The following is a 20924-nucleotide window of genomic DNA, read 5'->3' as shown; positions in this document are numbered from 1 at the left end:
GAAAAACCACTGTAGGAGCGAGCTTGCTCGCGAAAAACCTCAGCGCGCCGCGTGCATTCAGAATGCCCGCATCATCGTTGACGATTTTCGCGAGCAAACTCGCTCTTACAGTAAGGCGATAGTGCGCTTAGATACCCTGTGGGGTTTCTTCGCCGCCCAGCGCTTCGATCAACGCCGGCAGGAATTCGCCGAAGGTCAGCATCATCAGGGTAAAGCTGGCATCCAGTTGGCCCAGGGCTTCGTCGCCGCCGTCCTGTTCGGCCTGGTCTTGCAGCAGGTCTTCGAACTTCAGGCGCTTGACGGTCATCTTGTCGTCGAGCATGAAGGACAGCTTGTCCTGCCAGGCCAGGGACAGTTGGGTCACGACTTTACCGGTGGTGAGGTGCAACTGGATTTCCTCGCCGGTCAGGTCCTGGCGCTTGCAGCGCACAATGCCGCCGTCTTCGTGGGTGTCGCGCAGTTCGCATTCGTCGAGGACGAAGAAGTCATCGGCCGGTTTCTGGGTGGTGACCCAGTCGGTCATGATCGCGGTGGGGGCGGTTTTCACGGTCAGCGGACGTACCGGCAGGGTGCCGATCACTTCACGCAGGGTCGACAGCAGGTCTTCGGCGCGTTTCGGGCTGGCCGAGTTGACCAGGATCAGGCCCTGTTTCGGCGCGATGGCGGCGAAGGTCGACGAACGACGGATAAACGCGCGCGGCAGGAAGGCCTGGATGATTTCATCCTTGATCTGGTCCCGTTCCTTCTTATAGACCTTGCGCATTTGCTCGGCTTCGATCTCTTCGACTTTCTCTTTCAGTGCATCACGCACCACGCTACCCGGCAGGATGCGTTCTTCCTTGCGTGCGGCGATCAGCAGGAAGTCACCGCTGACGTGAACCAGGGGAGCGTCTTCACCTTTACCGAACGGCGCGACGAAACCGTAAGTGGTCAACTCCTGGCTTGCACACGGGCGCGCCAGTTTGGTGGCCATGGCCGCTTCCAACGCCTCGGCATCAACAGGCAGATCTTGGGTCAGGCGATAGATAAGCAGGTTCTTGAACCACATGGGGTGAGTCTCTCCTTTATACAAAGGGGGCATTATTGTCTTGATAGCGGCTGAGGCCAACCCTGCCTAAGCCATTGGAAGGCCTCAAAAAAAAGATTTAAGAAAGTGCTTGCCAGACCCAGGGTCGCTCCGTAGAATGCGCGCCACACCGAAACGAAGGGTGATTAGCTCAGCTGGGAGAGCATCTGCCTTACAAGCAGAGGGTCGGCGGTTCGATCCCGTCATCACCCACCATTCGCTTCAAGTGTTACGCGCAGCGGTAGTTCAGTCGGTTAGAATACCGGCCTGTCACGCCGGGGGTCGCGGGTTCGAGTCCCGTCCGCTGCGCCATATTCGGTAATCTGGAACACTGAACGCCAGGTCACCACAGAAAGCCCGCTCATCGAGCGGGCTTTTTTTTGCCTGGGATTCAGCGCCCTGGCAGCGTCAGGTCGGCGACGGCCCCATTCTGATCAGCCTGATCCACGAGGCCGGTAACCTGCGTTCGCTGTGTGGTGAGAACGATCGGGAGTACACTTTCGCGGGCAATCTTGCGAACCAGCTTACTTCTCGCGCTTTTTTATGCGCGGCAGGGGACACCTCGAAGGCAGCAACATACGGTGAATATCGATACCCGCATCAAATTCCGCCATCTGGTGTGCTTTCTCGAAGTGGCGCGCCAGGGCAGCCTGGCGCGCGCCTCGGAAAAATTGGCGATCAGCCAGCCAGCGCTTTCCAAAACCCTCAAAGAACTTGAAACCCTGCTGACCGCCACATTATTTGTGCGCAGCAAAAGTGGCGCGGCGTTGACTGAAGCCGGAGTGGCTTTTTTGCGGTATGCCGGGCCGAGCGTACAAGCGCTGCGTGAAGGCGTGAACAGCCTGCGTTCCGGCGAGCACGAGCCTTTCACCGCCAGGCTCGGCGTGCTGTCCACCGTGGAAAGTTTGCTGGTGCCCGAGGTCGTCTGTCGTTTGCATGCCCGACATCCTGCGCTGGTCGTGAGCGTAGTGACCGGGCCGAGCGCCTACCTGTTGTCGCAATTGCGGGTGGGGGAACTGGATCTGGTGGTCGGACGCATGACGGACAGCCCGCAGATCCTTGGGCTGATGTTCGAACACCTGTACAGCGAATCCATGACCCTGGTGGTGCGTAGCGGCCACCCGCTGTTGACCGATCCACAGGCGCACGAACATATCGAAGATTATCCGCTGGTGTTGCCGCTGGCAGGGACGACGATTCGCAAATTCGCCGACAGCTTGTTCGTGCAGCACAGTATCAATCCGCCGCGCCAGCGTCTGGAAACCCTGTCGTTGATCTTGAGCCGACGTTATGTGCAGTGCAGTCAGGCGATCTGGGTCGCGCCTTTTGATGCGGTCAGACAGGACTTGAGTCGAGGTGATCTGTTTGAGCTGGAGTTGGGGATTCGCGAACCGGGTGGTTCCGTGGGGCTGTGCAGCAATCCTGCGCTGACGATGTCCTTGGCGGCTCAATGGTGTGTGGAGGTGCTGCGCGAGGTGGGCCAGGAATATCGCGAGGGTTTCTATCCATAACCATTTGGATATGGATAGAGGCGGTTTTTTCAATTTTGGATAGCGCCTCATCAGGGGACACTGGGTCGTTGATTGCTGTTTACCCAGCGTTCACCCCTGATATTTATCCATAATAAAAAGGAAACCGACATGTCTGATGCGGACAACAGCCGTTTCGTCATTCGTGACCGTAATTGGCACCCCAAAGCCCTGACGCCTGACTACAAAACCTCAATCCTGCGTTCCCCGCGTCAGGCCTTGGTGAGCATTCCCCAGTCCCGGTCGGAAACCAGCGGCCCGGACTTTTCCCACCTGAAGATGGGTCAGCACGATAACGATCTGCTGCTGAACTTCAACCACGGCGGTTTGCCCATCGGCGAGCGCATCATCGTCGCCGGTCGGATCTGTGACCAATACGGCAAGCCGATTCCCCATACCCTGGTGGAGATGTGGCAGGCCAATGCCGGGGGACGCTATCGGCACAAGAAGGACAGCTATCTGGCGCCCATCGACCCTAACTTCGGTGGCGTCGGCCGTGCCTTGACCGACCGCGACGGCAACTACAGTTTCCGCACGGTCAAGCCTGGCCCGTATCCATGGCGCAATGGTCCCAATGACTGGCGTCCGGCGCATATTCACTTCTCCATCAGCGGCCCGTCGATTGCCACGCGATTGATCACCCAGCTGTATTTCGAAGGTGACCCGCTCATCCCGATGTGCCCGATCGTCAAGTCGATCGCCAATCCGGATGCGGTGCAGAGCCTGATCGCAAGGCTTGATATGAGCATGGCCAATCCCATGGATTGCCTGGCTTATCGCTTTGATATCGTTCTGCGCGGTCAGCGCAAGACCCACTTCGAAAACCGCTGAGGAGGCCCGATCATGCCCGTTGAACTTCTACCTGAAACCCCGTCGCAAACCGCCGGTCCCTACGTGCATATCGGCCTGGCGCTGGAAGCGGCGGGCAACCCGCCCCGCGAGCAGGAAGTCTGGAATGAAATGGCCAAACCCGGCGCGCCGGGGGAGCACATCCTGTTGCTGGGCCATGTCTATGACGGCAACGGTCACCTGATCCGCGATGCATTCCTGGAATGTTGGCAGGCTGACCACGAAGGCGTTTACGACAGCGACTACAACCTGGAAAAGCCCTTCAACAGTTTTGGCCGCACGGCGACCACGGATACTGGCGAGTGGCAGATCCATACCGTCAAGCCGGGCACCGTGAAGAACGCTGCGGGTGTGCCGATGGCGCCACACGTCAATGTGTCGCTGTTCGCGCGGGGCATCAATATTCACTTGCAGACCCGTGTGTACTTCGATGATGAGGCCCAGGCCAATGCCGTCGATCCGGTGCTGAATCTGATCGAACAGCCTCAACGCAGGGAAACGCTGATCGCCAAGCGTTGCACGGTTGATGGCAAGTCGGCTTATCGTTTCGATATCCGCATGCAGGGCGAAGAAGAAACGGTGTTCTTCGACTTCTGACGGGGCACGCCCGGAAGCCCGCTCATTGAGCGGGCTTTTTGCTGTCTGGGGGTTAGAAATCCCAGCGTGTGGTGACCATGAAGTTACGTGGCTCACCGTAGGCCGCGGAGTTATAGAAACCGATGTTGGTGTAGTAGGACTTGTCGAAGAGGTTGTTCACGTTCAGCGTCGCCGACAGGTTCTTGGTCACCTGATAGCGGGTCATCAGGTCGACCAGCCAATAGGCGTCCTGGGAGAACTCTTCATACTGTTTGTGAGGGTTGTTGTAGATGTCCTGCCAGCCCATGCTCTGCCAGCGCACGCCGCCGCCGACGGTCAACTTGTCGAGGTTGCCCTTGAGTTTATAGGTGGTGTACAGCTTGATTTGGTCTTCAGGCTCGAAGGTGGAAATCTTCACGTCCTTGTCATCGCGCACCACCTTGTGGGTGTAGCCAGCCTGGAGTTGCCAGCCGGGCGCAATCTCGCCGGACATCTCCACTTCATAACCCTTGGTGACGGCCTTGCTGCTCTTGTACGCGTAGTTATTCGGGGTCGGCGTCTGGTTGTTGTATTCATCATCCGAGAGCGCGCGATTGGATTCGTGGATTTCAAAGTAGGCCGCGCTGGCGTTCACGCGGCCGTCGAGGAAGTCCGCTTTCATGCCCAACTCCCAGTTCTGGCCTTCATCCGGTTCAAGCAGCTTGTTGTCGCGGTCGCGGTTGTAGTTTTCCTGCGGCATGAAGATATCGGTGTAGCTGGCGTAGACCGCATAAGTGTCGTTGAGGTCGTACACCGCGCCGATGTACGGCACGAAACGTCCGGACTCGCGGTAGTTGGGGTTATAGCCTGTGACCTGGTAGTTGACCACGCGCCCGCCCAGCAGCAGCTTGAGGTCATCGGCCAGATTCAGGCGCGTGGTCATGTAGGCGCCGGTCTGGCGCACGGTGTCGTCGGTCAGCGATTGAGCGGTGCCCCAGTCCGGTTCGCGGGCGTTGCCGTGCCAGTTATTGAAGTCGACGATATTGGGGGAGAGGTTCCAGTAGCCCTTGCCTTTCCATTCCGAGGCGCTGATAGAACCGCCCAGCACCAGCTCATGCTCGCGCCCGCCCAGGCTGAACGGGCCGCTCACATATAGGTCGGCGGAATCGCTGACCGTTTCCCCGGTGTACTTGCCCGAGGTGAGTTGCGCGGTGCCGTCGGGCTGTGGCTGGTCGCCCTGGATCGAGCCCATCAGCGCGTGGTAGCCATTGATCTTGTGGTCCAGTTGCAGCTTGCCGACCCAGCCGTTGCCCAGGTCATGTTCAAGCATGGCGAACACGGTGCGGGTGTATTGCTCCCAACTGCTCCAGTCGGCGGCATTGTTGAACGAGCGCTTGACGCTATTGCGCTCGCCGTTGGCGTTGATCAGCGGGAAGCTGCCGGACCACGACGAGGCGGTTGGCAGGCTGTCTTGGTAGTCGCCGCCGACGGTCAGCAGGGTGTCGGGTGACAGGTCGAATTCCATGATGCCGTAGTAGGTCGGGCTCTTGCGTGAGTAGCGGTCCATGAACGAGCGCTTGTCTTGATAGGCGGCAACTGCCCGGCCACGCACATTGCCGCTTTCGGTCATCGGGCCGCTGACGTCCAGCTCGCTGCGATAGTTGTCCCAGGAGCCGGCGCCGAGGGTGGCATGCCCCTGGAAATCCGCGGTGGGTTTCTTGCGCACCAGGTTGATCGTTGCGCCCAGCGAGCCGGCGCCGGTGAGCAGGCCGGTGGCACCCTTGAGCACTTCGACGCGGTCATAGATCGCCATGTCGCTCAGGGTGTTGCCTGCCGAATAGGCGACGTTGCGCGCGGTCGAGGGGATGCCGTCGTACTGGAAGTTGTTGATGGAAAAGCCACGTGCGTAATAGTTGCTGCGCTCGGTGTCGAAGGCCGACACCGTGATGCCGGGGGTATGGCGCATCACGTCGTCGACGTTGTTCAGGCCGAAGTCGTCCATGTGCTTGCGCGTGATGACGCTGACGGACTGCGGGGTTTCCTTGGGGGTCAACACCAGGCGAGTCGCGGTCGCAATACTGCCGGGTGTGTAGGAACTGCTGTCTTCGGTGACGTTGCCCAGTTGGTTGGCGGTGACCTGCGTCGGGCCCAATTCCATGACGCCATTGCTGCTAGTCGGCATGGGCTGCAGCGCATACACCTGGTCGCCCTTGACCGCACGGTAGCCGCTGCCTTGCAGCAAACGGTCAAAACCCTCCTGTGTGGCGTACTGCCCTTTCAGGCCGGGGCCGTTGAGGCCTTCCAGTTCGTGGGACTGGAACACAATCGCGACGCCGGCCTGCTGGGCAAAGCGATTGAGCGAACTGCCCAGCGGTCCGGCGGGAATGTCATAGGCCTGTGTCGCGACGTTAACCGTGTCCGCCTGGGCCAGGTTGGCGGTCATCGCGCTCGCGGCCAACATGGCCAGGGAAAACGGCGCGCTTTTCAGCAGGCCAAAGCGCCTGCGTGGGGAGGAAGGGGTGTGCATGGTGGCGGCAATCCTTTACGTGTCGAATTACCTTGCTTGACGGGCAACCTCGAAAAAACCGGAAGCAAATGCGAATAATTATTTATTGGGCGTTTTGTCTGGGACCACCCGAATCAGCCACGGCGTGTAGGTGTGCACCTTGATCGGCAGGGTTTGTGCCAGCCATTGCAGGGCGCGGTCGCTGTCATCCAGGGGGATCACGGCCGACACACGCAGGTTTTGCAGCGCGGCCCGATCGAATTGCAGGTGGCCGGCACGATGCCGTGCGATTTCATCGAGGACTTCGGGTAATGGCCGGTTTTCCACCACCAGTTGATGGCGGCGCCAGGCGTCGTTGATGCTGGCCGGGTCGATGCGGCCGGCCAGGCGTACGCTGTTGGCACTGACCAGCGCCTGGGAGCCGGCGTCGACTTCCAGGGTTTGCCGGGCATTGGCACTCTGTGCGGCCACCCGCGATTCCAGCATGCTGAGCACGGTGACATCGCCGTCACGCTTGACCACAAACCGTGTGCCCAGCGCCCGCAAGGTGCCTTGGGCCGTCTGCACGATAAACGGCCGCGCCGGGTCATGAGCCACCTCCACCAGGATTTCGCCTTGCAGCAGGTCGATGCGGCGCTGGGTGGCATCGAAATGCAGGTTCGCCGCGCTGATACCGTTCAACGTCAGTGCCGAGCCATCCGCCAGGTGCAGGGTTTGCCACTGGCCGGGGCCGTTGCGCAAGTCGGCCATCCATCGTTGTGGAAATGGACTGATCAGCAGCGCCGCCGCGGGAAGGGCCAAGCTGCAAGCGAGCAGCAGGGTGCGCATCGCGTGTTTATTGCGGCGCGATGGTTTATCGGCAAACGCCGCATCCAGGGCCGCCCGCGCCGGTGATTTTGTCTCGCGCAGGGCCTGCACCCTGACAATCACCGCCTCCATGCGCGCAGCGGCGGCGGCGTACTGCGGGCCTTGCTGTTTCCAGCTCTCGAACGCCAGGCGTTGGGCCTCGCTCAAGGGGCCTTCATGCAACTGCAGCAGCCATTCGGCGGCTTGTTCTTCGATGTGCTGGCGGGTATCGGGCATGGGTGGTCAGGTGTCCATGCTGTGGCCGCAATGCACCAGCGCCTGGATCAGGTACTTGCGCACGGTCCGTTCCGACAGCTTGAGCTGCCTTGCGATTTGCTGCTGGGTCAGTTCTTCGAGGTAGTACAGCACGAAGGCCTGGCGTGAATAGGTGTGCATGCCTTCGAGGATAAAGGCAATGTGCTCCAGGGCTTCGAGGGTGGTGTGGATCTGCTCCGGCGACTGGAACCCTTCCAGCGCATCCAGGGTCAGCGCCAGCTCTTGCAGGTAGGCCTGTTCGATTTGCCTGCGCCGGGCCTGGTCGATAATCAGGCGCCGGGCGGTGGTGCTCAGGTACGCCCTGGGTTCGCGAATGGTCGCCACGCATTCGCGGGTGTGCAGGATGCGTGCAAAGGTGTCCTGTGCCAGGTCAGCTGCATTCTGCCGACAGCCCAGCTTGCGCCGTAGCCAGGTGAGCAGCCAGCCATGATGCTCGCTGTAGAGCTGGGTTATTTCCCGTTGGTATGGCGGTTCACCCACAGACATAGGCGTGGCTCAAGAGTTATTGAGAATGGTTTTTAATTGTGCGGCCTGGGGTGGGGCAAATGCAATAGACTCGCGTTTGGCACGCAAGGCGCGTGTTTTCAGGGCTGGCGCGTCGGTCGAAAATTTATTTCAAATAAAGTGCATTTAAATCAACACATTGCAGATTTTTCGTATATGATGCGCCCCACACCGAAAGTGAAGGGTGATTAGCTCAGCTGGGAGAGCATCTGCCTTACAAGCAGAGGGTCGGCGGTTCGATCCCGTCATCACCCACCATTCGCTTCAAGTGTTACGCGCAGCGGTAGTTCAGTCGGTTAGAATACCGGCCTGTCACGCCGGGGGTCGCGGGTTCGAGTCCCGTCCGCTGCGCCATATTCGGTAACCTGGAACACTGAACGCCAGGTCACCACGCAAAGCCCGCTCATCGAGCGGGCTTTTTTTTGCTTCGAATTCCACCCGGATCAATCTCCAGCCACGGTTTCCAGTGCACCGCTGGCACCGCCTTTTACCCTCTCTTGCATACCCGATTTTACGATTTGATCGTTGCCTGGGCAGTCGAGCTGCTATGTTGCAGGCGGTTGGACGCCTTGCCTGTTTGACGATGTGGCGTGCACGGTGTCGACTGGCTAACCTCGCTGTTCCTATAAGAACACAAACATCCAGAGAGCCTGCCCCATGGATCGTTTACTCAGTGTCGAAGCTTTTGTACGTGTTGCCGAGACCGGCAACTTCGCCAAGGCGGCTCAGCAATTGGGCGTCACTCGCTCGGTGATCACCCACCGCATTCAACAACTGGAACAGTTCATCAACGCGCCGCTGTTCCATCGCAGCACGCGTCATGTGCGGCTCTCCGAGGTGGGGGAGACGTACTACAAGGAGTGCGCGGACATGGTCGCGAGTTTCAACTCGCTGACCGAGCATATGCGCGAATTGCGCGCCAAACCCACCGGCAAATTGCGCGTGCAGATGCTGCCGGGTTTTGCCATCGGCCACTTCGGCAGGATGCTGGCTGAGTTCACGCGGCTTTATCCGGACATTGAGGTCGACGTCATCGTCAATGACCGGGTGGTGGACCCTATCGAAGAAGGCTTCGATGTGGCGTTCCAGATGTTCCCGCCACTGGCCGAGACCCTGATCGAGCGCAGACTGTTCACTGTGCGCCGGCTGTTTTGCATGTCCCCCGATTATGCCGCCGAGTTCGGCGTGCCCACGCACCCGCAGGAACTGTTGCAACACAAGATTGCTTTGTACGAAGGCTATCCCTCGCGTAACCGTTGGATCTTCACCGGGGCAGGCGAGCAGGTCGAGTTGAGCCTGCCAGGGCATGTACGATCAAACTCGGTGCATTTACTGCGCGACTATGCGTCGACGGGAGTCTGTATCGTCTGCCTGCCGACCCTGGTCGCCAGCGATGATCTGCTCAGCGGCCGGCTGATTCCCGTCCTGCCTGAGTACACGCTGTCCTCCTTCAATTTTTCCGCGGTGTACCCAGCTACCCAGCGCAGAGCCTTGAAGGTGCGCACCCTGATTGATTTTCTGGTGGATAGCTTTGGCGATGAGCCGTGTTGGGACAAACCGTTGCTGGCGCGTGGCTGGATCCGCTGATCAGTGCGTTACCCGCGCATTGTTTGCGTTTTGCGAACACTGTTGTCGCCGGCGCTCTCATTGTTCCCGAAGAGGGCACGACGTACTGTGGGTTCACTGTGACTACAACAACAAAACGGTGAAAAACCATGAGCAGCGCTGCAATCGAAACGGTCTTCGGCTCGCTGGACAACTACAGCAAAGGGTCGGTTGAAATCATTAGCGGCCAGGCCAGCCATTACGCCTTTTCAAATATCTTCGAGGTGGCGGAAAAATCCCTTCCCTACGAAAAAGTCGTTGTCGGCCTCAACCTCGGCTACGTCATTGAAACCCTGCGCGCGCAAGGCCAGTCGCCTTGGTACACCGCGGCGCACGACGAGTTCGCTATCGTCATGGACGGCGAAGTGCGCGTCGATTTCCTCAAGCTCGACACGCCTTTGACCGACGGCGAGGGCACCCGTTTGGCGGGTGAGATGCCTGCAGGCAAGCCGATGGGCTACGTGCTGCTCAAACGCGGCCATCAATGCCTGTTGCCGCACGGCGCCGCCTATCGCTTCGAATCCAGCCGTCCTGGCGTGTTATTGCAGCAGACGATCAAAGGCCCGTTGTCGGTCGAGAAGTGGGCAGACATCTGCTTCAAGTGATCACCGTCGTTTTCCACTCAGAATAATCAGAAGAACTTGAGGAATCCTGTCATGGCCATGCTTGAAAACGCTGCCGATAACGCCACCTTTGCCGAAGACGAAGTGCAGGTCAGCCTGCCCCATGCGGCCACGGGCTACTGTGCTTTCAAACTCGGCGCTTTCGAGCTGTCGCGCGACGAGTACTTTGCCCGTATCACATGGCCTGCCAAAGGTCAGACGCGCTCGCACCTGATGCCGATTGATGCCTTTCTGCGCGCGATGATGCGCGATGTGGCCTGGGGCTTTTTCTATGGTTGGGTCAACTTCGACCACGTCATCGGCACGCGCAATTACTACGGCAAGGTCGACCTGTATGCCGGCACCTTCAACGGCACGCTGAAAGCCGCAGGCGTCAACTACACCGAAAACTTTGAAACGCCGCTGATCATGGCGACGTTTAAAGCCATCTTGCGCGACTGGACCAATGTCACCTTCGACCCGTTCGCGGCGCCGGAAGAAACCGGCACGGCGTTCGGTCGCAAAAATGGCAGTAACATCGAAGCCATTGAGCGCTTCCGCATCGCCACCAGGCGCATGCCTGGCCTGGCGGACGACTCGCCGCTGCGTAACGATCTGCCAGTCAATCGCCAGTTCACCGATGTCTCTCAAGGCGAGCCGGAAGTCCATGCCGCCGAAGGCTTTGAAGGTGAGCTGCATGCCTTCAGCCTGTTCAAATACTTGTCGCGCTCCGACGTGACCTGGAACCCGTCGGTCACCTCGGTGTGCAAGGCCAGCCTGTTCTGCCCGACCACCGAAGAATTCATTCTGCCGGTGTTCCATGGCAATGACCGGGTCGAGTGGTTCCTGCAACTGTCCGACGAAATCCTCTGGGATGTCGGTGACAAGGATGACGGCAGCCCACGCGCGCGCATCACCATGCGTGCTGGCGATATCTGCGCCATGCCGGCGGACATTCGCCACCAGGGCTATTCGACCAAGCGCTCGATGCTGCTGGTGTGGGAAAACGCCACGCCGAACCTGCCGCAACGCTATGAAAGCGGCGAGCTCACGCCGTATCCGATCGCGTTCTAAGCCCCTTCTCCAGCCCGGTTCTCGCCGGGCGATGTATCCGGATCAAATCGTCAGACACTGCGCCATTGGCGCGGTGCGAGGAAAATATTATGCAAAATCAGCTGTATATCGATGGACGATTTGTTGATGCGGTCGCTGGCGGCACCATTGACGTCGTTTCACCCCATGACGGTGCGTTGATCACTCGCGTTGCCGCCGCCGAAGCGGCTGACATCGACCTTGCTGTCGCCGCCGCCAAGCGCGCGTTTCCCGCCTGGTCCGGCCTTGGCGCCGCCGAACGCGGGCGCTTGTTGCTCAAGCTGGCAGACAGAATCGAAGCCTGCAGCGAAGAACTGGCGCAGCTTGAATCCCTCAATACCGGCCACCCGATTCGGGATTCCCGCAGCCTCGATGTTCCGCGCACGGCCGCTTGTTTCCGCTATTTCGGTGGCATGGCGGACAAGATCGAAGGGTCGGTGATTCCGGTCGAAGCCGGGTTTCTCAATTACGTACAGCGCAAGCCGATCGGTGTGGTCGGGCAAATCGTGCCGTGGAATTTTCCGCTGATGTTCACCAGTTGGAAAATGGGCCCGGCGCTGGCCGCCGGTAACACCATCGTGATCAAACCATCGGAAATCACACCGCTGTCGACCTTGCGCATTGTCGAGCTGATGACCGAAGTGGGCATCCCCAAAGGCGTGGTCAACGTGGTGCCGGGTTACGGGCATACCGCCGGGCAGGCACTGGCCGAGCATCCCGATGTCGGCAAGATCGCCTTCACCGGTTCGACGGCGACCGGTCGCCGGATTGTTGAAGCGTCGACCGGCAACCTCAAGCGCATTCAACTGGAATTGGGCGGGAAGGGGGCGAACATCGTGTTCGAGGACGCCAATCTTGAAGCGGCCGTCAACGGCGCTGCGTGGGCGATCTTTCACAATCAGGGCCAGGCCTGCATCGCAGGTTCGCGGCTAATCCTGCATAAAGACATCGCCGACCGCTTCCTCGAGCGGTTTATCGCGTTGGCCAAATCCATACGCCTGGGCAACCCGATGGACCCCGAGACTGAAATGGGCCCGTTGACCTCGGCACTGCACCGCGACCGCGTGCTGGCCTATATCGATATCGCTATCGAACAGGGCGGCAAGATCCTCGCTGGCGGTAAGGCACCGGACGATCCCGCATTGGCTGATGGTTTTTATGTTGAACCGACGGTTGTCGAGGCGTCGCCCAACGATCGTGTGTGCCAGGAAGAAGTGTTCGGGCCATTCGTCACCGTCGTGCGATTCAGCACTGACGAAGAAGCCTTGGCCATCGCCAATAACACCGATTATGGCCTCGGCAGCGGCCTGTGGACGCAGAACCTGACCCGCGCGCACAAGATGGCCAACGCCATTCATGCCGGGATGTGCTGGATCAACTGCTACAAGCGCGTCAGCCCTGGCAGCCCGTTTGGCGGTGTCGGGCAGTCGGGCTATGGCCGTGAGATGGGTTTCGAGGCGATCCATGATTACACCGAGGCGCGCTCGGTATGGGTCAATGTCGACGCCAACATCGCTGCGCACTTCAAACGTTGAGGCCTGTCATGAATCCTTTTGTGTACCAAAGTCTGCCTACCCGCGTGGTATTTGGCTGGGGCAAGCTCTCGGCGCTGGCCGATGAGATCGACCGTCTCGGCGCCAGGCGCGCGCTGATTCTCACCACGCCTGAGCAACAGGCCTTGGGTGAGCAAGTCGCCGCGCTGCTCGGTGATCGTGCGGCGGGCGTCTATCCCCACGCCGTGATGCATGTGCCGCTGGAGGTGGCACAAGCAGCGCGCATCGAAGCGGCCCGGCTTGATGCCGATTGCTGTGTGGCCGTGGGGGGCGGTTCGACGATTGGACTGGGCAAGGCGATCGCGATGGATTCGGGCCTGCCGATCGTGGCGGTGCCGACGACCTATGCCGGTTCGGAAATGACCCCGATCTATGGGCTCACGGAAAACCGCCTGAAGAAAACCGGGCGCGATCTGAGGGTTTTGCCCAAAACCGTGATCTACGACCCGCAGTTGACGCTGACCTTGCCGGCGCAGATTTCCGCCTGCTCGGGGATGAACGCCATGGCGCACGCGATTGAAGCGCTGTATGCCGATGACGCCAATCCGATCATCAGCTTGATGGCCGAAGAGTCGATTCGCGCGCTGGCGCTCGCCCTGCCGGGCGTGGTCAATGATCCAAACGATCCGCAAGCCCGCAGCCAGGCGCAGTATGGCGCATGGCTGGCGGGGATTTGCCTCGGGTCGGTGGGCATGGCCTTGCACCACAAGCTTTGCCACACCTTGGGCGGAACATTCAACCTGCCGCATGCCCAGGCCCATGCGATCGTGCTACCACACGCCGCGCACTACAACCGCGAAGCGGCGGCCGGCCCTTTGCAACGCGCCGCCCGCGCACTGGGCGGCAGCGAGGCGAACGAGGTGGGCGCCTTGTTGTATGCACTGAACCAGAAATTGGGCATCCCGTTGGCGTTGGCCGATATCGGGTTACCTGAAAAGGGGGCGGCCGAGGCGGCGAAAATTGCCTGCGCGAGCCCGTACTACAACCCGCGGCCGTTTGAACAAGGTCCGATCGAAGCGCTGTTGACCCGCGCCATGCATGGCCTGGCGCCGGCCTGATCCTTCGGTGTGTCTATCCTCGTCGGAATAACAATAATGACCGATCAAGACAACGTCATAGAGTCACTGATCTCCCAGCAGGCAGTGCGCAGCTTCAACGGCGCTCCCGATGCGCGCTACAAGCAGATCATGCAAAGCCTGGTTCGCCATCTGCATGCATTTGTCAGCGACGTCGAACTGACCGAGCAGGAGTGGTTTGAGGGCATTCGCTTTTTGACCGAAACCGGCCAGACCTGCGACGGCCTGGTGCGCCAGGAATTCATTCTGCTGTCGGACACCTTGGGCGTGTCGATGCTGGTCGATGCGATCAATCATCGACACAGTGCAAACGCCACCGAGACCACGGTGTTCGGCCCGTTCTACATCGAGGGGATGCCGGATCGCGAGTACGGCGAAAACATGGCGTTCACCGCCGGTGAGCCGGCCCTGGTGCGTGGACGGGTGGTCAATACCCATGGCGACGCACTCGCCGACGCGGTGCTGGATGTCTGGCAGACCGCTGAAAACGGCATGTATTCGGGTCAGGACAGCACGCAGCCGTTCGGCAATTTGCGCGGTCGCTATCGCACCGATGCCGACGGCTATTTTGCGATTCGCACGATTGTCCCGGTGTGCTACCCGATTCCCACCGACGGTCCGGTAGGGCGCATGCTCAATGCCGCCGATCGTCATCCCTGGCGGCCTGCGCACCTGCATTTCATGATCCACCGACCCGGCTATCGCAAGCTGGTCACCCACCTGTTCAATCACGATGATCCTTACCTGGACTCCGATGCGGTATTTGGCGTCAAACAGTCGTTGCAAGTGATCTATGAACAGCGCATCACGCACGACGATTTGTCCGAGAGCCTTGGCCTCCAATTGCCATTCAAGCGGGCGTGTTACGAGTTCGTCATGGAGGCGGAGTGAATCATGGGGCATTTTTTTGCGGTATTCGCAACGGACCGCCCGGACTCATTGGCCTTGCGCCAGCGCTTGCGGCCCAGTCACCAGGCCCACTTGCGTGCTACCGAGAGGCATCGGGTGATTGTCTGGCTTGGCGGGCCGACGCTCGATGATGCGGGGGAGGCGATGAATGGCACCTTGCTGGTGATCGAGGCGGGCAGTTTGCCGGAGGTCGAGGCGTTTCTCGAGGAAGACCCCTATGTCCGGGCCGGGTTGTTTGCCACGATTCAGATCCGTCCGTGGCACTGGAGCCTTGGCAACCCACAATTGCGCGGCTGATCATGAACGTCATTACGTTGTGCCGACTGGATGATATTGCCGATGGCGGTGCCCTGGGGTTGCCCGAACAGCAGCACCTGCACCCCGGCGGGCTGGTGGCGGTGCGCCAGGGCGAGCAGGTCCGGGTGTACGTCAACCGATGCCCGCATTTTTCGGTGCCTCTGGATTATCGTCCGCAAGAGTTCTGCACCTACCGCGGCAAGATCCTGATGTGCGCTCACCACAGTGCGATGTTTCGTTTTGAAGACGGGCATTGCATCGATGGGCCCTGCAAGGGCGCGCGCCTGGAGCCGGTGCCGGTGCGTTGGGTCGAGGATCGGTTGGTGCTGGATCTCGAACGCTAGCCGTAACCCCTCTGTTTTACCGCGCAATCCTGCGCCTCCTTCCTCCGATCCGATAGGGCCTCTGCTCACGCAATCGGTGGGCTTGCGAGCCACGATAGGTGAGCGTAGGTTGATCTGTGTAACCTGACTGGAGTGGCCGAATGATAACGCGACTGCGAACCCTCGATCGTGGCCTTGACGTTCTGGGGTATCTCAATAAAGTACGGTCCGCCTCGGCGCAGAATATTGCCAAGGCGCTGAAGTTACCCTTGCCAACTGTCTACCGAATCATCGAAACGCTTGCTCAAAGTGGTTTTGTCGAGCGAGTGAACCCCGATGAAAATATCTATCACCTGACCATCGCGGTACGTCGCCTGAGCGGTGGGATGACCTGTGAATCGGTGTTCGTCTCGGTGGCCACGCCGGTGCTTTTTGGGCGCCGGCAACAACTGAAGTGGCCCAGCGCGGTGTCGACGTTCGAGGACGATGGCATCGTCGTGCGTGAGAGCACGGATCGCTTCACCCCGCAGTCGATTGGATTGAGTGCTGTCGGCAGGCGGATTCCGCTGTTGTCCACCCCGCTGGGTTGGGCGTACCTGGCGTTCGCCCGCGACGAGCAACGCCGTGAGATCCTGGCGCATCTGCGCAAATCCCAGGCCCCGGAAGACCAGGCCGCCCGTGACTCACACCGCATCGTTCATATGATCCGTTCGGTCCAGGTGAAGGGCTACTGTACGTCCGATGATGTTCCCTACAAGCGATGCAACAGCATTGCGCTGGCGGTGTTGTGCCAGGGCCGGGTGTTCGGCTGCATCAGCACTGTGTGGCCTTCTACGCTGATCAGCCCGGATGCCGCCATCGCGCGCTGCCTGCCGGTATTGCGCGAGGCCAAGGCGGAAATAGAACATAACCTCGAAACCGCGGGCATCGAGTGGTAGGTCACCCACCGAGCGGTTTGAAAAAAAGGCGGGGAGCTTGATGCTCCCCGCCTTTTTTTGGGTTTCAGGCATTGGGTTTGGAGGAGTGTTCCATGCGTTCAGGGGAGGAGGGCAGGCCCCACCCTTGCACGCCACTGGCCTTCGGCGGGCCGATCACGCGGAGCAAGACCATCGCGACCGCCGTCATGATCACAATCACGAGGATGACCGGTTGGTAGCGACCGGAGCTGTCGAAATAGACGCCCGCCGCGATAGGGCTGACGGCAGCGCCGGCGGTCTGGATCAGCAGCCCGAGCGCGGTCAGCATCGGGAACACCTGGACACCCCAGTAGCCGCTCAGCAGCACCATGGGACCGACCTGCGCGGCGCCGAAACCCAGCCCGTACAGGATCGCGTAGCCGTACAAACCGACTGAGCCGGTCGCGTAGATCAATGTGAACAGGCCGACCCCGAACAACACCAGGGCACCGAAGTAGGCTCGGCGTGGGCCAAGACGTTGCGCCACCGAGCCGATCCCGAAGTTGCCGACGACCATGGCCGCGGAAATGATCGAAATGGTCGCGGCAGCCAGCACCGGTGAGTGCCCGATATCGCGCAAATGTGCCTGCGCATGCGCAATGACGAAAGCCGAGCCGCAGGTTGTTGCAAACATGCTGAAGTAGATGGCCCACAAGGCCGGTGAACTCAGGACTTTGCGCAGCCCCTGATCCAGGTTGAGCGGTGCAGGGGGCGGAGCGAACGGCCGTGCGGCCAGGCGGTGGCTGTCAGCAAGCTCCCACGCGTCGAATTGATCGGCGTCGGGCTTGTTGCGCACCAACAGCAGGGTGACCACCAGGCCGATAGCCGAAAAACCGAAGAACACCCAGCAGCCCATGCGGTAGCCGATCGTCGAGCCTTGGATGGCCCACGTCATCAGCCACACGAAGATGAAACCGCCGATGCCCATGGCCGCATAGAGCAATGACAGCGCAAACGGTCGGCGGTGGCCGAACCAGGCGGCGACGGCCGTTTGGCAGGGGATGATACTGGCGAACGTTGCCGCCACGCCAATCGCCCCGAATGTCACCGCCGCTTGCCACGGTGCGGTGACCCAGGTTGCCAGTGCAATCGAGGCGGCCGCCATGAGGATACAGCCGATGATCAGGCACCCGCGCACGCCGATTTTCGTTGTCAGTGCGGCGACCAGCGGCGCGCACAAGCCATTGGCGGCCATGTTGGCCGCGATCAGCAGCCCCAGGGTGCTGCGTTCCCAGTGGAGCTCTGCAGTCATATAGGTGCCGAGCACGCTGCCGCCGTAGATGGGGAGCGCCATGCTGACGCACATCATGAACGCGAGTGCGCCCAGTACAACCCAACGCGAATGCAAAGCTGTCTTTGTTTTTATTGTTGTCATGAGGATCTGCCAATCAGAACTGAGGTCTGTCCAATCACTCGGCGTGGGCCGAGTGAGTTCTTGGGTGAGACGGCAACGCAAGACATATCGCCGAACAAACGCAAGCCGTGCGCTCTTGCTGCATACCGCCGAGCTGAAGAGGTGCTGGCTGCCACCCGCCCGATAGCGATGGCGCGGCTGAGACGATGAGATTCGCGGCAGGCAAATCCGTGACCAGTATCCGCTTTCGCGCGCCGGCTCACTCATCTCGTTTGTGCACCGCGATCAGGCGGGCTTATCGCTGTCAAATCTAACGAAGCGTGTTCAGCAGCGCCTTCGCTTCCTTGGGCGCAAGCAATTTCAACTTGAGTGACAGCGGGCCGCCCATGCCGTGCAATTTCCCGCCTTCAACCAGCGAGCCCACGTCTATCGGCTCACCTCCCAGATCGCGAATCAGCTGGGCGACCGTGGCCTTGGCCTGGGCGTCATCGCCGGAGAAGAAGATCGCACCGCTGTCGCCTTCCGCGGGCAGGCCGCCGGCAAACACGGGGATCGGCTCGTAGTTGAAGGTTTTCACCACATGAGCCCCTGGAATCATCTGTGCAATGACTTCACTGGAGCCTTTGCCGCCGATATCAATCAAGTCTTCAGGGCGTGGACCACGGCGGTTGTTGGTCGCGTCGATCACCACCTTTCCAGCCCATGAGCCCGCAGCCGCGAGGGCGGCAGGCGTTTTTTCCCAAGGCGTGGCCAGAATCACCACGTCGGCCTCAGCGAGCATCTGCTCCGGCGTCGCCGCGCTCACGCCGCTCCCCAATTGCTGGATCAGCAGCTGCAGGGACTCGGGGCCCCTTGAGTTACTGATGATGACGTGATGCCCTCCCGACACGAGTTTGGGGACAAGCATTTGCGCCATTTTTCCTGCGCCCAGAATTCCAATCGCCATGATGTTTAATCCTTCATTTGTTCAGGTTGGGATGAGCGGTGCTTACGCTTCGTTTGCAATCACATTGCGCAGCACGCCGATTTCCGCGATTTCCACTTCGACCACGTCACCGTCCTTCATGAACAGTTGCGGGTTGCGACGCGCGCCTACGCCGCCGGGCGTGCCGGTAACGATCACATCGCCTGGCTCGAGCTGGGTGAAGGTGGAGCAATAGGTGACGAGTTCAGCAATCGAAAAGATCATTTGCCGACTGGTGGCGCGCTGCACTTCCAGGCCGTTCAAGCGGGTGCTCAGATGCAGTTCGGGATCGTTGCCGAATTCGTCGGCCGTGCTCATCCAGGGCCCGAACCCGCCGGTCTGCAAAAAGTTTTTTCCCGGCGTCCACTGATGGGTATGGCCTTGCCAATCGCGAACCGACGCGTCGTTGTAAGGCGCATAACCGGCGATGTGCTCCCAGACCTGATCGGACGGAATACGGCGTCCGGCCTTGCCGATGATGACGGCGATTTCGCCCTCATAGTCGAGCTTCACCGATTCGGGCGGCAGCGGAATCACGCCCAGGTGGCCCACTTGCGAGTTACTGAAACGTCCGAAAATCGGCGGCTTGAGCGTAGGTTCGCGGCCGATCTCAGAGCGGTGTTCTTCGTAGTTGACGCCGATGCAGATGATTTTGGGCGGCGAGGGAATCACAGGCATAAACGTGATTTGCTCAAGGGTGAAGTCAGGTTCAGCGCCCTCCAGCACCTCGGCAACATGGGGGAGCGCGCCCGCTTGCAGCACGCTCAGCAGATCAGGAAATTTACCGGCCAGGCGTTGCGTCAAATCGACGACCCCGCCGTTGACCCAGGCACCGAATTTCGGTGAGCCATCAACTTCAAAACTCAGGAGCTTCATCGTCTCTTCTCTCTATCAGGGTGTCGGCAATCGTCCCTTGGGCCAAAGGCACGTGATGCAGCGCATCAGGCAGGCCTCGCCCGGGTCGATGAAGACTAGTCCCGCGCTGAAGCGGCGAACAAGCACGCCACTGGTTCTGTCCGGTGTGTGTATCAGGGGGGCGCAAGATGCGATGGCGATTGATGCGAACGGTTGAAATCGACGGCTGCCGATCCGTGTGCCGGACGGCGGCTTGATACACAGAACGGACAGAACCAGTGGCGTGCTTGTTGGGTGGCCTGCGTGGGCACTAGTCTGATTTTGCCCGAGTGGGCCTGGCCGATGCGTTGCATCGCAGCCATTGCTGAAACCCTAATAAGAGAGAAACGAGACGATGAAGCTCCTGAGTTTTGACGTTGGAGGTCCGCAGCGATTCGGTGTCTGGATCGCGCGCGCAGTCGCCACACTGACATTGCGCCTGGGCGATAAAGCGCCACAGTCGCTGTTCAACGATGAGCCGCTGTCTTTTTTTGCCGCAGGCCTTTCGGTGGAGGATGACAGTGGGGTGATCTTCTTTTCGCGTGAGGCTGTTCCAGCCAGGGCGAAAACGCCGCTCGATATGGATCGTTGCGTTTTCAATAACGAACCTTTCCTGTGTTCCCATCCAGCATTGCGGGGCTCCAAATGATCGATCCACTCAGCTTTCGTGACGGCATGTCTCGCCTCATCGGCGCAGTCACCGTCATTACCACCGATGGTCCCGCCGGCCAGGGCGGTTTCACGGCGTCCGCCGTCTGCAGTGTGACGGACGACCCACCGATGCTGCTGGTGTGCATGAATCGCAACAGTCGCCAGCACAACGTTTTCAGCAGCAATGGCGTCTTGTGCGTCAATGTGCTCACTGCCGACCAGGAGACCATCTCCAGAACGTTTTCCGGCGCGGCGACGGTGCAGGAGCGCTTCCAGATCGATCGCTGGAGCGTGCTGGAAACGGGCGCACCCGCGCTGGAAAATGCGTTGGTCAACTTCGATGCGCGCATCGTGCAGACCATCGAGGCGGGCACTCACAGCATTTTCCTGTGTGGCATCGTGTCGGTGCGGGTAGAGCCGCAAGTCCACTCAGGCCTGGCTTATTACGCTCGCAAGTACCACCCGATCGCGGCACACCGGCGAGAGGAATGAGTGGGCCTGGGCGCCTCGCCCCCTG

The 20924-nt window shown here is 60.1% G+C and carries 21 protein-coding genes, 4 tRNA genes and 1 pseudogene; 18 read left to right on the top strand and 8 right to left on the bottom strand.

Annotated elements, in window-relative coordinates; all coding sequences use genetic code 11:
• Positions 1 to 7: 7 nt before the first annotated feature.
• Together ACLH0J_RS24415 and rdgC are read right to left on the bottom strand one after the other, a co-directional pair.
• A pseudogene (locus tag ACLH0J_RS24415) lies at positions 8 to 97 on the bottom strand (outer membrane lipoprotein carrier protein LolA); the annotation flags it as partial.
• Between the two features lie 30 nt (positions 98 to 127).
• Positions 128 to 1048 (bottom strand): recombination-associated protein RdgC, encoded by a 921-nt coding sequence (rdgC, locus tag ACLH0J_RS24410; protein ID WP_010567523.1) that lies wholly within the window; start codon positions 1046 to 1048, stop codon positions 128 to 130.
• A 158-nt stretch (positions 1049 to 1206) separates the two neighbouring features.
• Here rdgC and ACLH0J_RS24405 point away from each other — a divergent pair.
• From ACLH0J_RS24405 to pcaG, 5 genes are all read left to right on the top strand, one after another.
• A tRNA-Val gene (locus ACLH0J_RS24405) sits at positions 1207 to 1282 on the top strand.
• Positions 1283 to 1301: 19 nt separating this feature from the next.
• Positions 1302 to 1378: transfer RNA gene (locus tag ACLH0J_RS24400), tRNA-Asp, on the top strand.
• A 269-nt stretch (positions 1379 to 1647) separates the two neighbouring features.
• Positions 1648 to 2577 carry a pca operon transcription factor PcaQ gene (pcaQ, locus tag ACLH0J_RS24395; protein ID WP_411389408.1) on the top strand — a complete coding sequence of 310 codons (930 nt, stop codon included), beginning with the start codon at positions 1648 to 1650 and terminating at the stop codon, positions 2575 to 2577.
• Between the two features lie 129 nt (positions 2578 to 2706).
• Positions 2707 to 3426, top strand: a complete 720-nt coding sequence (gene pcaH / locus ACLH0J_RS24390) for a protocatechuate 3,4-dioxygenase subunit beta (protein WP_411389407.1) — start codon at positions 2707 to 2709, stop codon at positions 3424 to 3426.
• A gap of 12 nt (positions 3427 to 3438) precedes the next feature.
• Entirely contained in the window at positions 3439 to 4041 is a 603-nt protein-coding gene (gene pcaG, locus ACLH0J_RS24385) for a protocatechuate 3,4-dioxygenase subunit alpha (protein ID WP_411389406.1), read from the top strand.
• A 52-nt stretch (positions 4042 to 4093) separates the two neighbouring features.
• Here pcaG and ACLH0J_RS24380 read toward each other — a convergent pair whose 3' ends face one another.
• From ACLH0J_RS24380 to ACLH0J_RS24370, 3 genes are all read right to left on the bottom strand, one after another.
• Positions 4094 to 6526, bottom strand: a complete 2433-nt coding sequence (locus ACLH0J_RS24380; RefSeq protein WP_411389405.1) for a TonB-dependent siderophore receptor — start codon at positions 6524 to 6526, stop codon at positions 4094 to 4096.
• A gap of 78 nt (positions 6527 to 6604) precedes the next feature.
• Positions 6605 to 7588, bottom strand: a complete 984-nt coding sequence (locus ACLH0J_RS24375) for a FecR family protein (RefSeq protein ID WP_411389404.1) — start codon at positions 7586 to 7588, stop codon at positions 6605 to 6607.
• 6 nt (positions 7589 to 7594) lie between these two features.
• Positions 7595 to 8113: a sigma-70 family RNA polymerase sigma factor gene (locus ACLH0J_RS24370; protein WP_411389403.1), complete on the bottom strand. Its 519-nt coding sequence runs from the start codon at positions 8111 to 8113 to the stop codon at positions 7595 to 7597.
• A 200-nt stretch (positions 8114 to 8313) separates the two neighbouring features.
• On the opposite strand from ACLH0J_RS24370, the gene ACLH0J_RS24365 reads away from it, so the two are divergent.
• From ACLH0J_RS24365 to ACLH0J_RS24315, 11 genes are all read left to right on the top strand, one after another.
• A tRNA-Val gene (locus ACLH0J_RS24365) sits at positions 8314 to 8389 on the top strand.
• Positions 8390 to 8408: 19 nt separating this feature from the next.
• A tRNA-Asp gene (locus tag ACLH0J_RS24360) sits at positions 8409 to 8485 on the top strand.
• Positions 8486 to 8788: 303 nt separating this feature from the next.
• On the top strand, positions 8789 to 9718 hold the full coding sequence (locus ACLH0J_RS24355; protein ID WP_411389402.1) for a LysR substrate-binding domain-containing protein: 930 nt from the start codon (positions 8789 to 8791) through the stop codon (positions 9716 to 9718).
• A 128-nt stretch (positions 9719 to 9846) separates the two neighbouring features.
• Positions 9847 to 10341 carry a hydroxyquinol 1,2-dioxygenase gene (locus ACLH0J_RS24350; protein ID WP_411389401.1) on the top strand — a complete coding sequence of 165 codons (495 nt, stop codon included), beginning with the start codon at positions 9847 to 9849 and terminating at the stop codon, positions 10339 to 10341.
• Positions 10342 to 10392: 51 nt separating this feature from the next.
• A complete protein-coding gene (locus ACLH0J_RS24345; protein WP_411389400.1) occupies positions 10393 to 11412 on the top strand; it encodes a hydroxyquinol 1,2-dioxygenase in 1020 nt (339 codons plus the stop codon).
• 89 nt (positions 11413 to 11501) lie between these two features.
• A complete protein-coding gene (locus tag ACLH0J_RS24340) occupies positions 11502 to 12965 on the top strand; it encodes an aldehyde dehydrogenase family protein (RefSeq protein WP_411389399.1) in 1464 nt (487 codons plus the stop codon).
• A gap of 8 nt (positions 12966 to 12973) precedes the next feature.
• Entirely contained in the window at positions 12974 to 14041 is a 1068-nt protein-coding gene (locus tag ACLH0J_RS24335) for a maleylacetate reductase (protein ID WP_411389398.1), read from the top strand.
• Between the two features lie 36 nt (positions 14042 to 14077).
• Positions 14078 to 14950 carry a dioxygenase gene (locus ACLH0J_RS24330; RefSeq protein WP_411389397.1) on the top strand — a complete coding sequence of 291 codons (873 nt, stop codon included), beginning with the start codon at positions 14078 to 14080 and terminating at the stop codon, positions 14948 to 14950.
• Between the two features lie 3 nt (positions 14951 to 14953).
• Positions 14954 to 15265 carry a YciI family protein gene (locus tag ACLH0J_RS24325; protein WP_411389396.1) on the top strand — a complete coding sequence of 104 codons (312 nt, stop codon included), beginning with the start codon at positions 14954 to 14956 and terminating at the stop codon, positions 15263 to 15265.
• Between the two features lie 2 nt (positions 15266 to 15267).
• Positions 15268 to 15609, top strand: a complete 342-nt coding sequence (locus ACLH0J_RS24320; RefSeq protein ID WP_321356311.1) for a Rieske (2Fe-2S) protein — start codon at positions 15268 to 15270, stop codon at positions 15607 to 15609.
• 140 nt (positions 15610 to 15749) lie between these two features.
• The gene (locus ACLH0J_RS24315) at positions 15750 to 16526 is read left to right on the top strand and encodes a DUF2250 domain-containing protein (protein WP_411389395.1); all 777 of its coding nucleotides are present in this window, start codon (positions 15750 to 15752) and stop codon (positions 16524 to 16526) included.
• Between the two features lie 64 nt (positions 16527 to 16590).
• On the opposite strand, the gene ACLH0J_RS24310 is transcribed toward ACLH0J_RS24315, so the two are convergent.
• The 3 genes from ACLH0J_RS24310 to ACLH0J_RS24300 all read right to left on the bottom strand — a co-directional run bounded on the left by ACLH0J_RS24310 (position 16591) and on the right by ACLH0J_RS24300 (position 19738).
• A complete protein-coding gene (locus ACLH0J_RS24310) occupies positions 16591 to 17892 on the bottom strand; it encodes an MFS transporter (protein ID WP_411389394.1) in 1302 nt (433 codons plus the stop codon).
• Positions 17893 to 18208: 316 nt separating this feature from the next.
• The gene (locus tag ACLH0J_RS24305; RefSeq protein ID WP_411389393.1) at positions 18209 to 18844 is read right to left on the bottom strand and encodes an NADPH-dependent F420 reductase; all 636 of its coding nucleotides are present in this window, start codon (positions 18842 to 18844) and stop codon (positions 18209 to 18211) included.
• Between the two features lie 42 nt (positions 18845 to 18886).
• The gene (locus tag ACLH0J_RS24300) at positions 18887 to 19738 is read right to left on the bottom strand and encodes a fumarylacetoacetate hydrolase family protein (protein WP_411389392.1); all 852 of its coding nucleotides are present in this window, start codon (positions 19736 to 19738) and stop codon (positions 18887 to 18889) included.
• A gap of 373 nt (positions 19739 to 20111) precedes the next feature.
• Here ACLH0J_RS24300 and ACLH0J_RS24295 point away from each other — a divergent pair, with 373 nt between their 5' ends.
• Together ACLH0J_RS24295 and ACLH0J_RS24290 are read left to right on the top strand one after the other, a co-directional pair.
• Positions 20112 to 20405, top strand: a complete 294-nt coding sequence (locus tag ACLH0J_RS24295; protein WP_411389391.1) for a hypothetical protein — start codon at positions 20112 to 20114, stop codon at positions 20403 to 20405.
• Positions 20402 to 20899: a flavin reductase gene (locus ACLH0J_RS24290; RefSeq protein ID WP_411389390.1), complete on the top strand. Its 498-nt coding sequence runs from the start codon at positions 20402 to 20404 to the stop codon at positions 20897 to 20899. The genes ACLH0J_RS24295 and ACLH0J_RS24290 overlap by 4 nt, the downstream gene beginning before the upstream one ends.
• Positions 20900 to 20924 lie beyond the last annotated feature (25 nt).

The organism is Pseudomonas sp. MPB23 (genome assembly GCF_046605395.1).
In the GTDB taxonomy this organism is placed as follows: Bacteria; Pseudomonadota; Gammaproteobacteria; order Pseudomonadales; family Pseudomonadaceae; genus Aquipseudomonas.
Note: the sequence above shows the minus strand (reverse complement) of the source record. Positions and strands in the feature narration are given on the sequence as shown.

Bases quoted from the DNA above. Each gene is read 5' to 3' on its own strand.
- rdgC (WP_010567523.1), bottom strand. From the start codon at position 1,048: ATGTGGTTCAAGAACCTGCTTATCTATCGCCTGACCCAAGATCTGCCT.
- pcaH (WP_411389407.1), top strand. From the start codon at position 2,707: ATGTCTGATGCGGACAACAGCCGTTTCGTCATTCGTGACCGTAATTGG.
- pcaG (WP_411389406.1), top strand. From the start codon at position 3,439: ATGCCCGTTGAACTTCTACCTGAAACCCCGTCGCAAACCGCCGGTCCC.
- ACLH0J_RS24380 (WP_411389405.1), bottom strand. From the start codon at position 6,526: ATGCACACCCCTTCCTCCCCACGCAGGCGCTTTGGCCTGCTGAAAAGC.
- ACLH0J_RS24375 (WP_411389404.1), bottom strand. From the start codon at position 7,588: ATGCCCGATACCCGCCAGCACATCGAAGAACAAGCCGCCGAATGGCTG.
- ACLH0J_RS24370 (WP_411389403.1), bottom strand. From the start codon at position 8,113: ATGTCTGTGGGTGAACCGCCATACCAACGGGAAATAACCCAGCTCTAC.
- ACLH0J_RS24355 (WP_411389402.1), top strand. From the start codon at position 8,789: ATGGATCGTTTACTCAGTGTCGAAGCTTTTGTACGTGTTGCCGAGACC.
- ACLH0J_RS24350 (WP_411389401.1), top strand. From the start codon at position 9,847: ATGAGCAGCGCTGCAATCGAAACGGTCTTCGGCTCGCTGGACAACTAC.
- ACLH0J_RS24345 (WP_411389400.1), top strand. From the start codon at position 10,393: ATGGCCATGCTTGAAAACGCTGCCGATAACGCCACCTTTGCCGAAGAC.
- ACLH0J_RS24340 (WP_411389399.1), top strand. From the start codon at position 11,502: ATGCAAAATCAGCTGTATATCGATGGACGATTTGTTGATGCGGTCGCT.
- ACLH0J_RS24335 (WP_411389398.1), top strand. From the start codon at position 12,974: ATGAATCCTTTTGTGTACCAAAGTCTGCCTACCCGCGTGGTATTTGGC.
- ACLH0J_RS24330 (WP_411389397.1), top strand. From the start codon at position 14,078: ATGACCGATCAAGACAACGTCATAGAGTCACTGATCTCCCAGCAGGCA.
- ACLH0J_RS24325 (WP_411389396.1), top strand. From the start codon at position 14,954: ATGGGGCATTTTTTTGCGGTATTCGCAACGGACCGCCCGGACTCATTG.
- ACLH0J_RS24320 (WP_321356311.1), top strand. From the start codon at position 15,268: ATGAACGTCATTACGTTGTGCCGACTGGATGATATTGCCGATGGCGGT.
- ACLH0J_RS24315 (WP_411389395.1), top strand. From the start codon at position 15,750: ATGATAACGCGACTGCGAACCCTCGATCGTGGCCTTGACGTTCTGGGG.
- ACLH0J_RS24305 (WP_411389393.1), bottom strand. From the start codon at position 18,844: ATGGCGATTGGAATTCTGGGCGCAGGAAAAATGGCGCAAATGCTTGTC.
- ACLH0J_RS24300 (WP_411389392.1), bottom strand. From the start codon at position 19,738: ATGAAGCTCCTGAGTTTTGAAGTTGATGGCTCACCGAAATTCGGTGCC.
- ACLH0J_RS24295 (WP_411389391.1), top strand. From the start codon at position 20,112: ATGAAGCTCCTGAGTTTTGACGTTGGAGGTCCGCAGCGATTCGGTGTC.
- ACLH0J_RS24290 (WP_411389390.1), top strand. From the start codon at position 20,402: ATGATCGATCCACTCAGCTTTCGTGACGGCATGTCTCGCCTCATCGGC.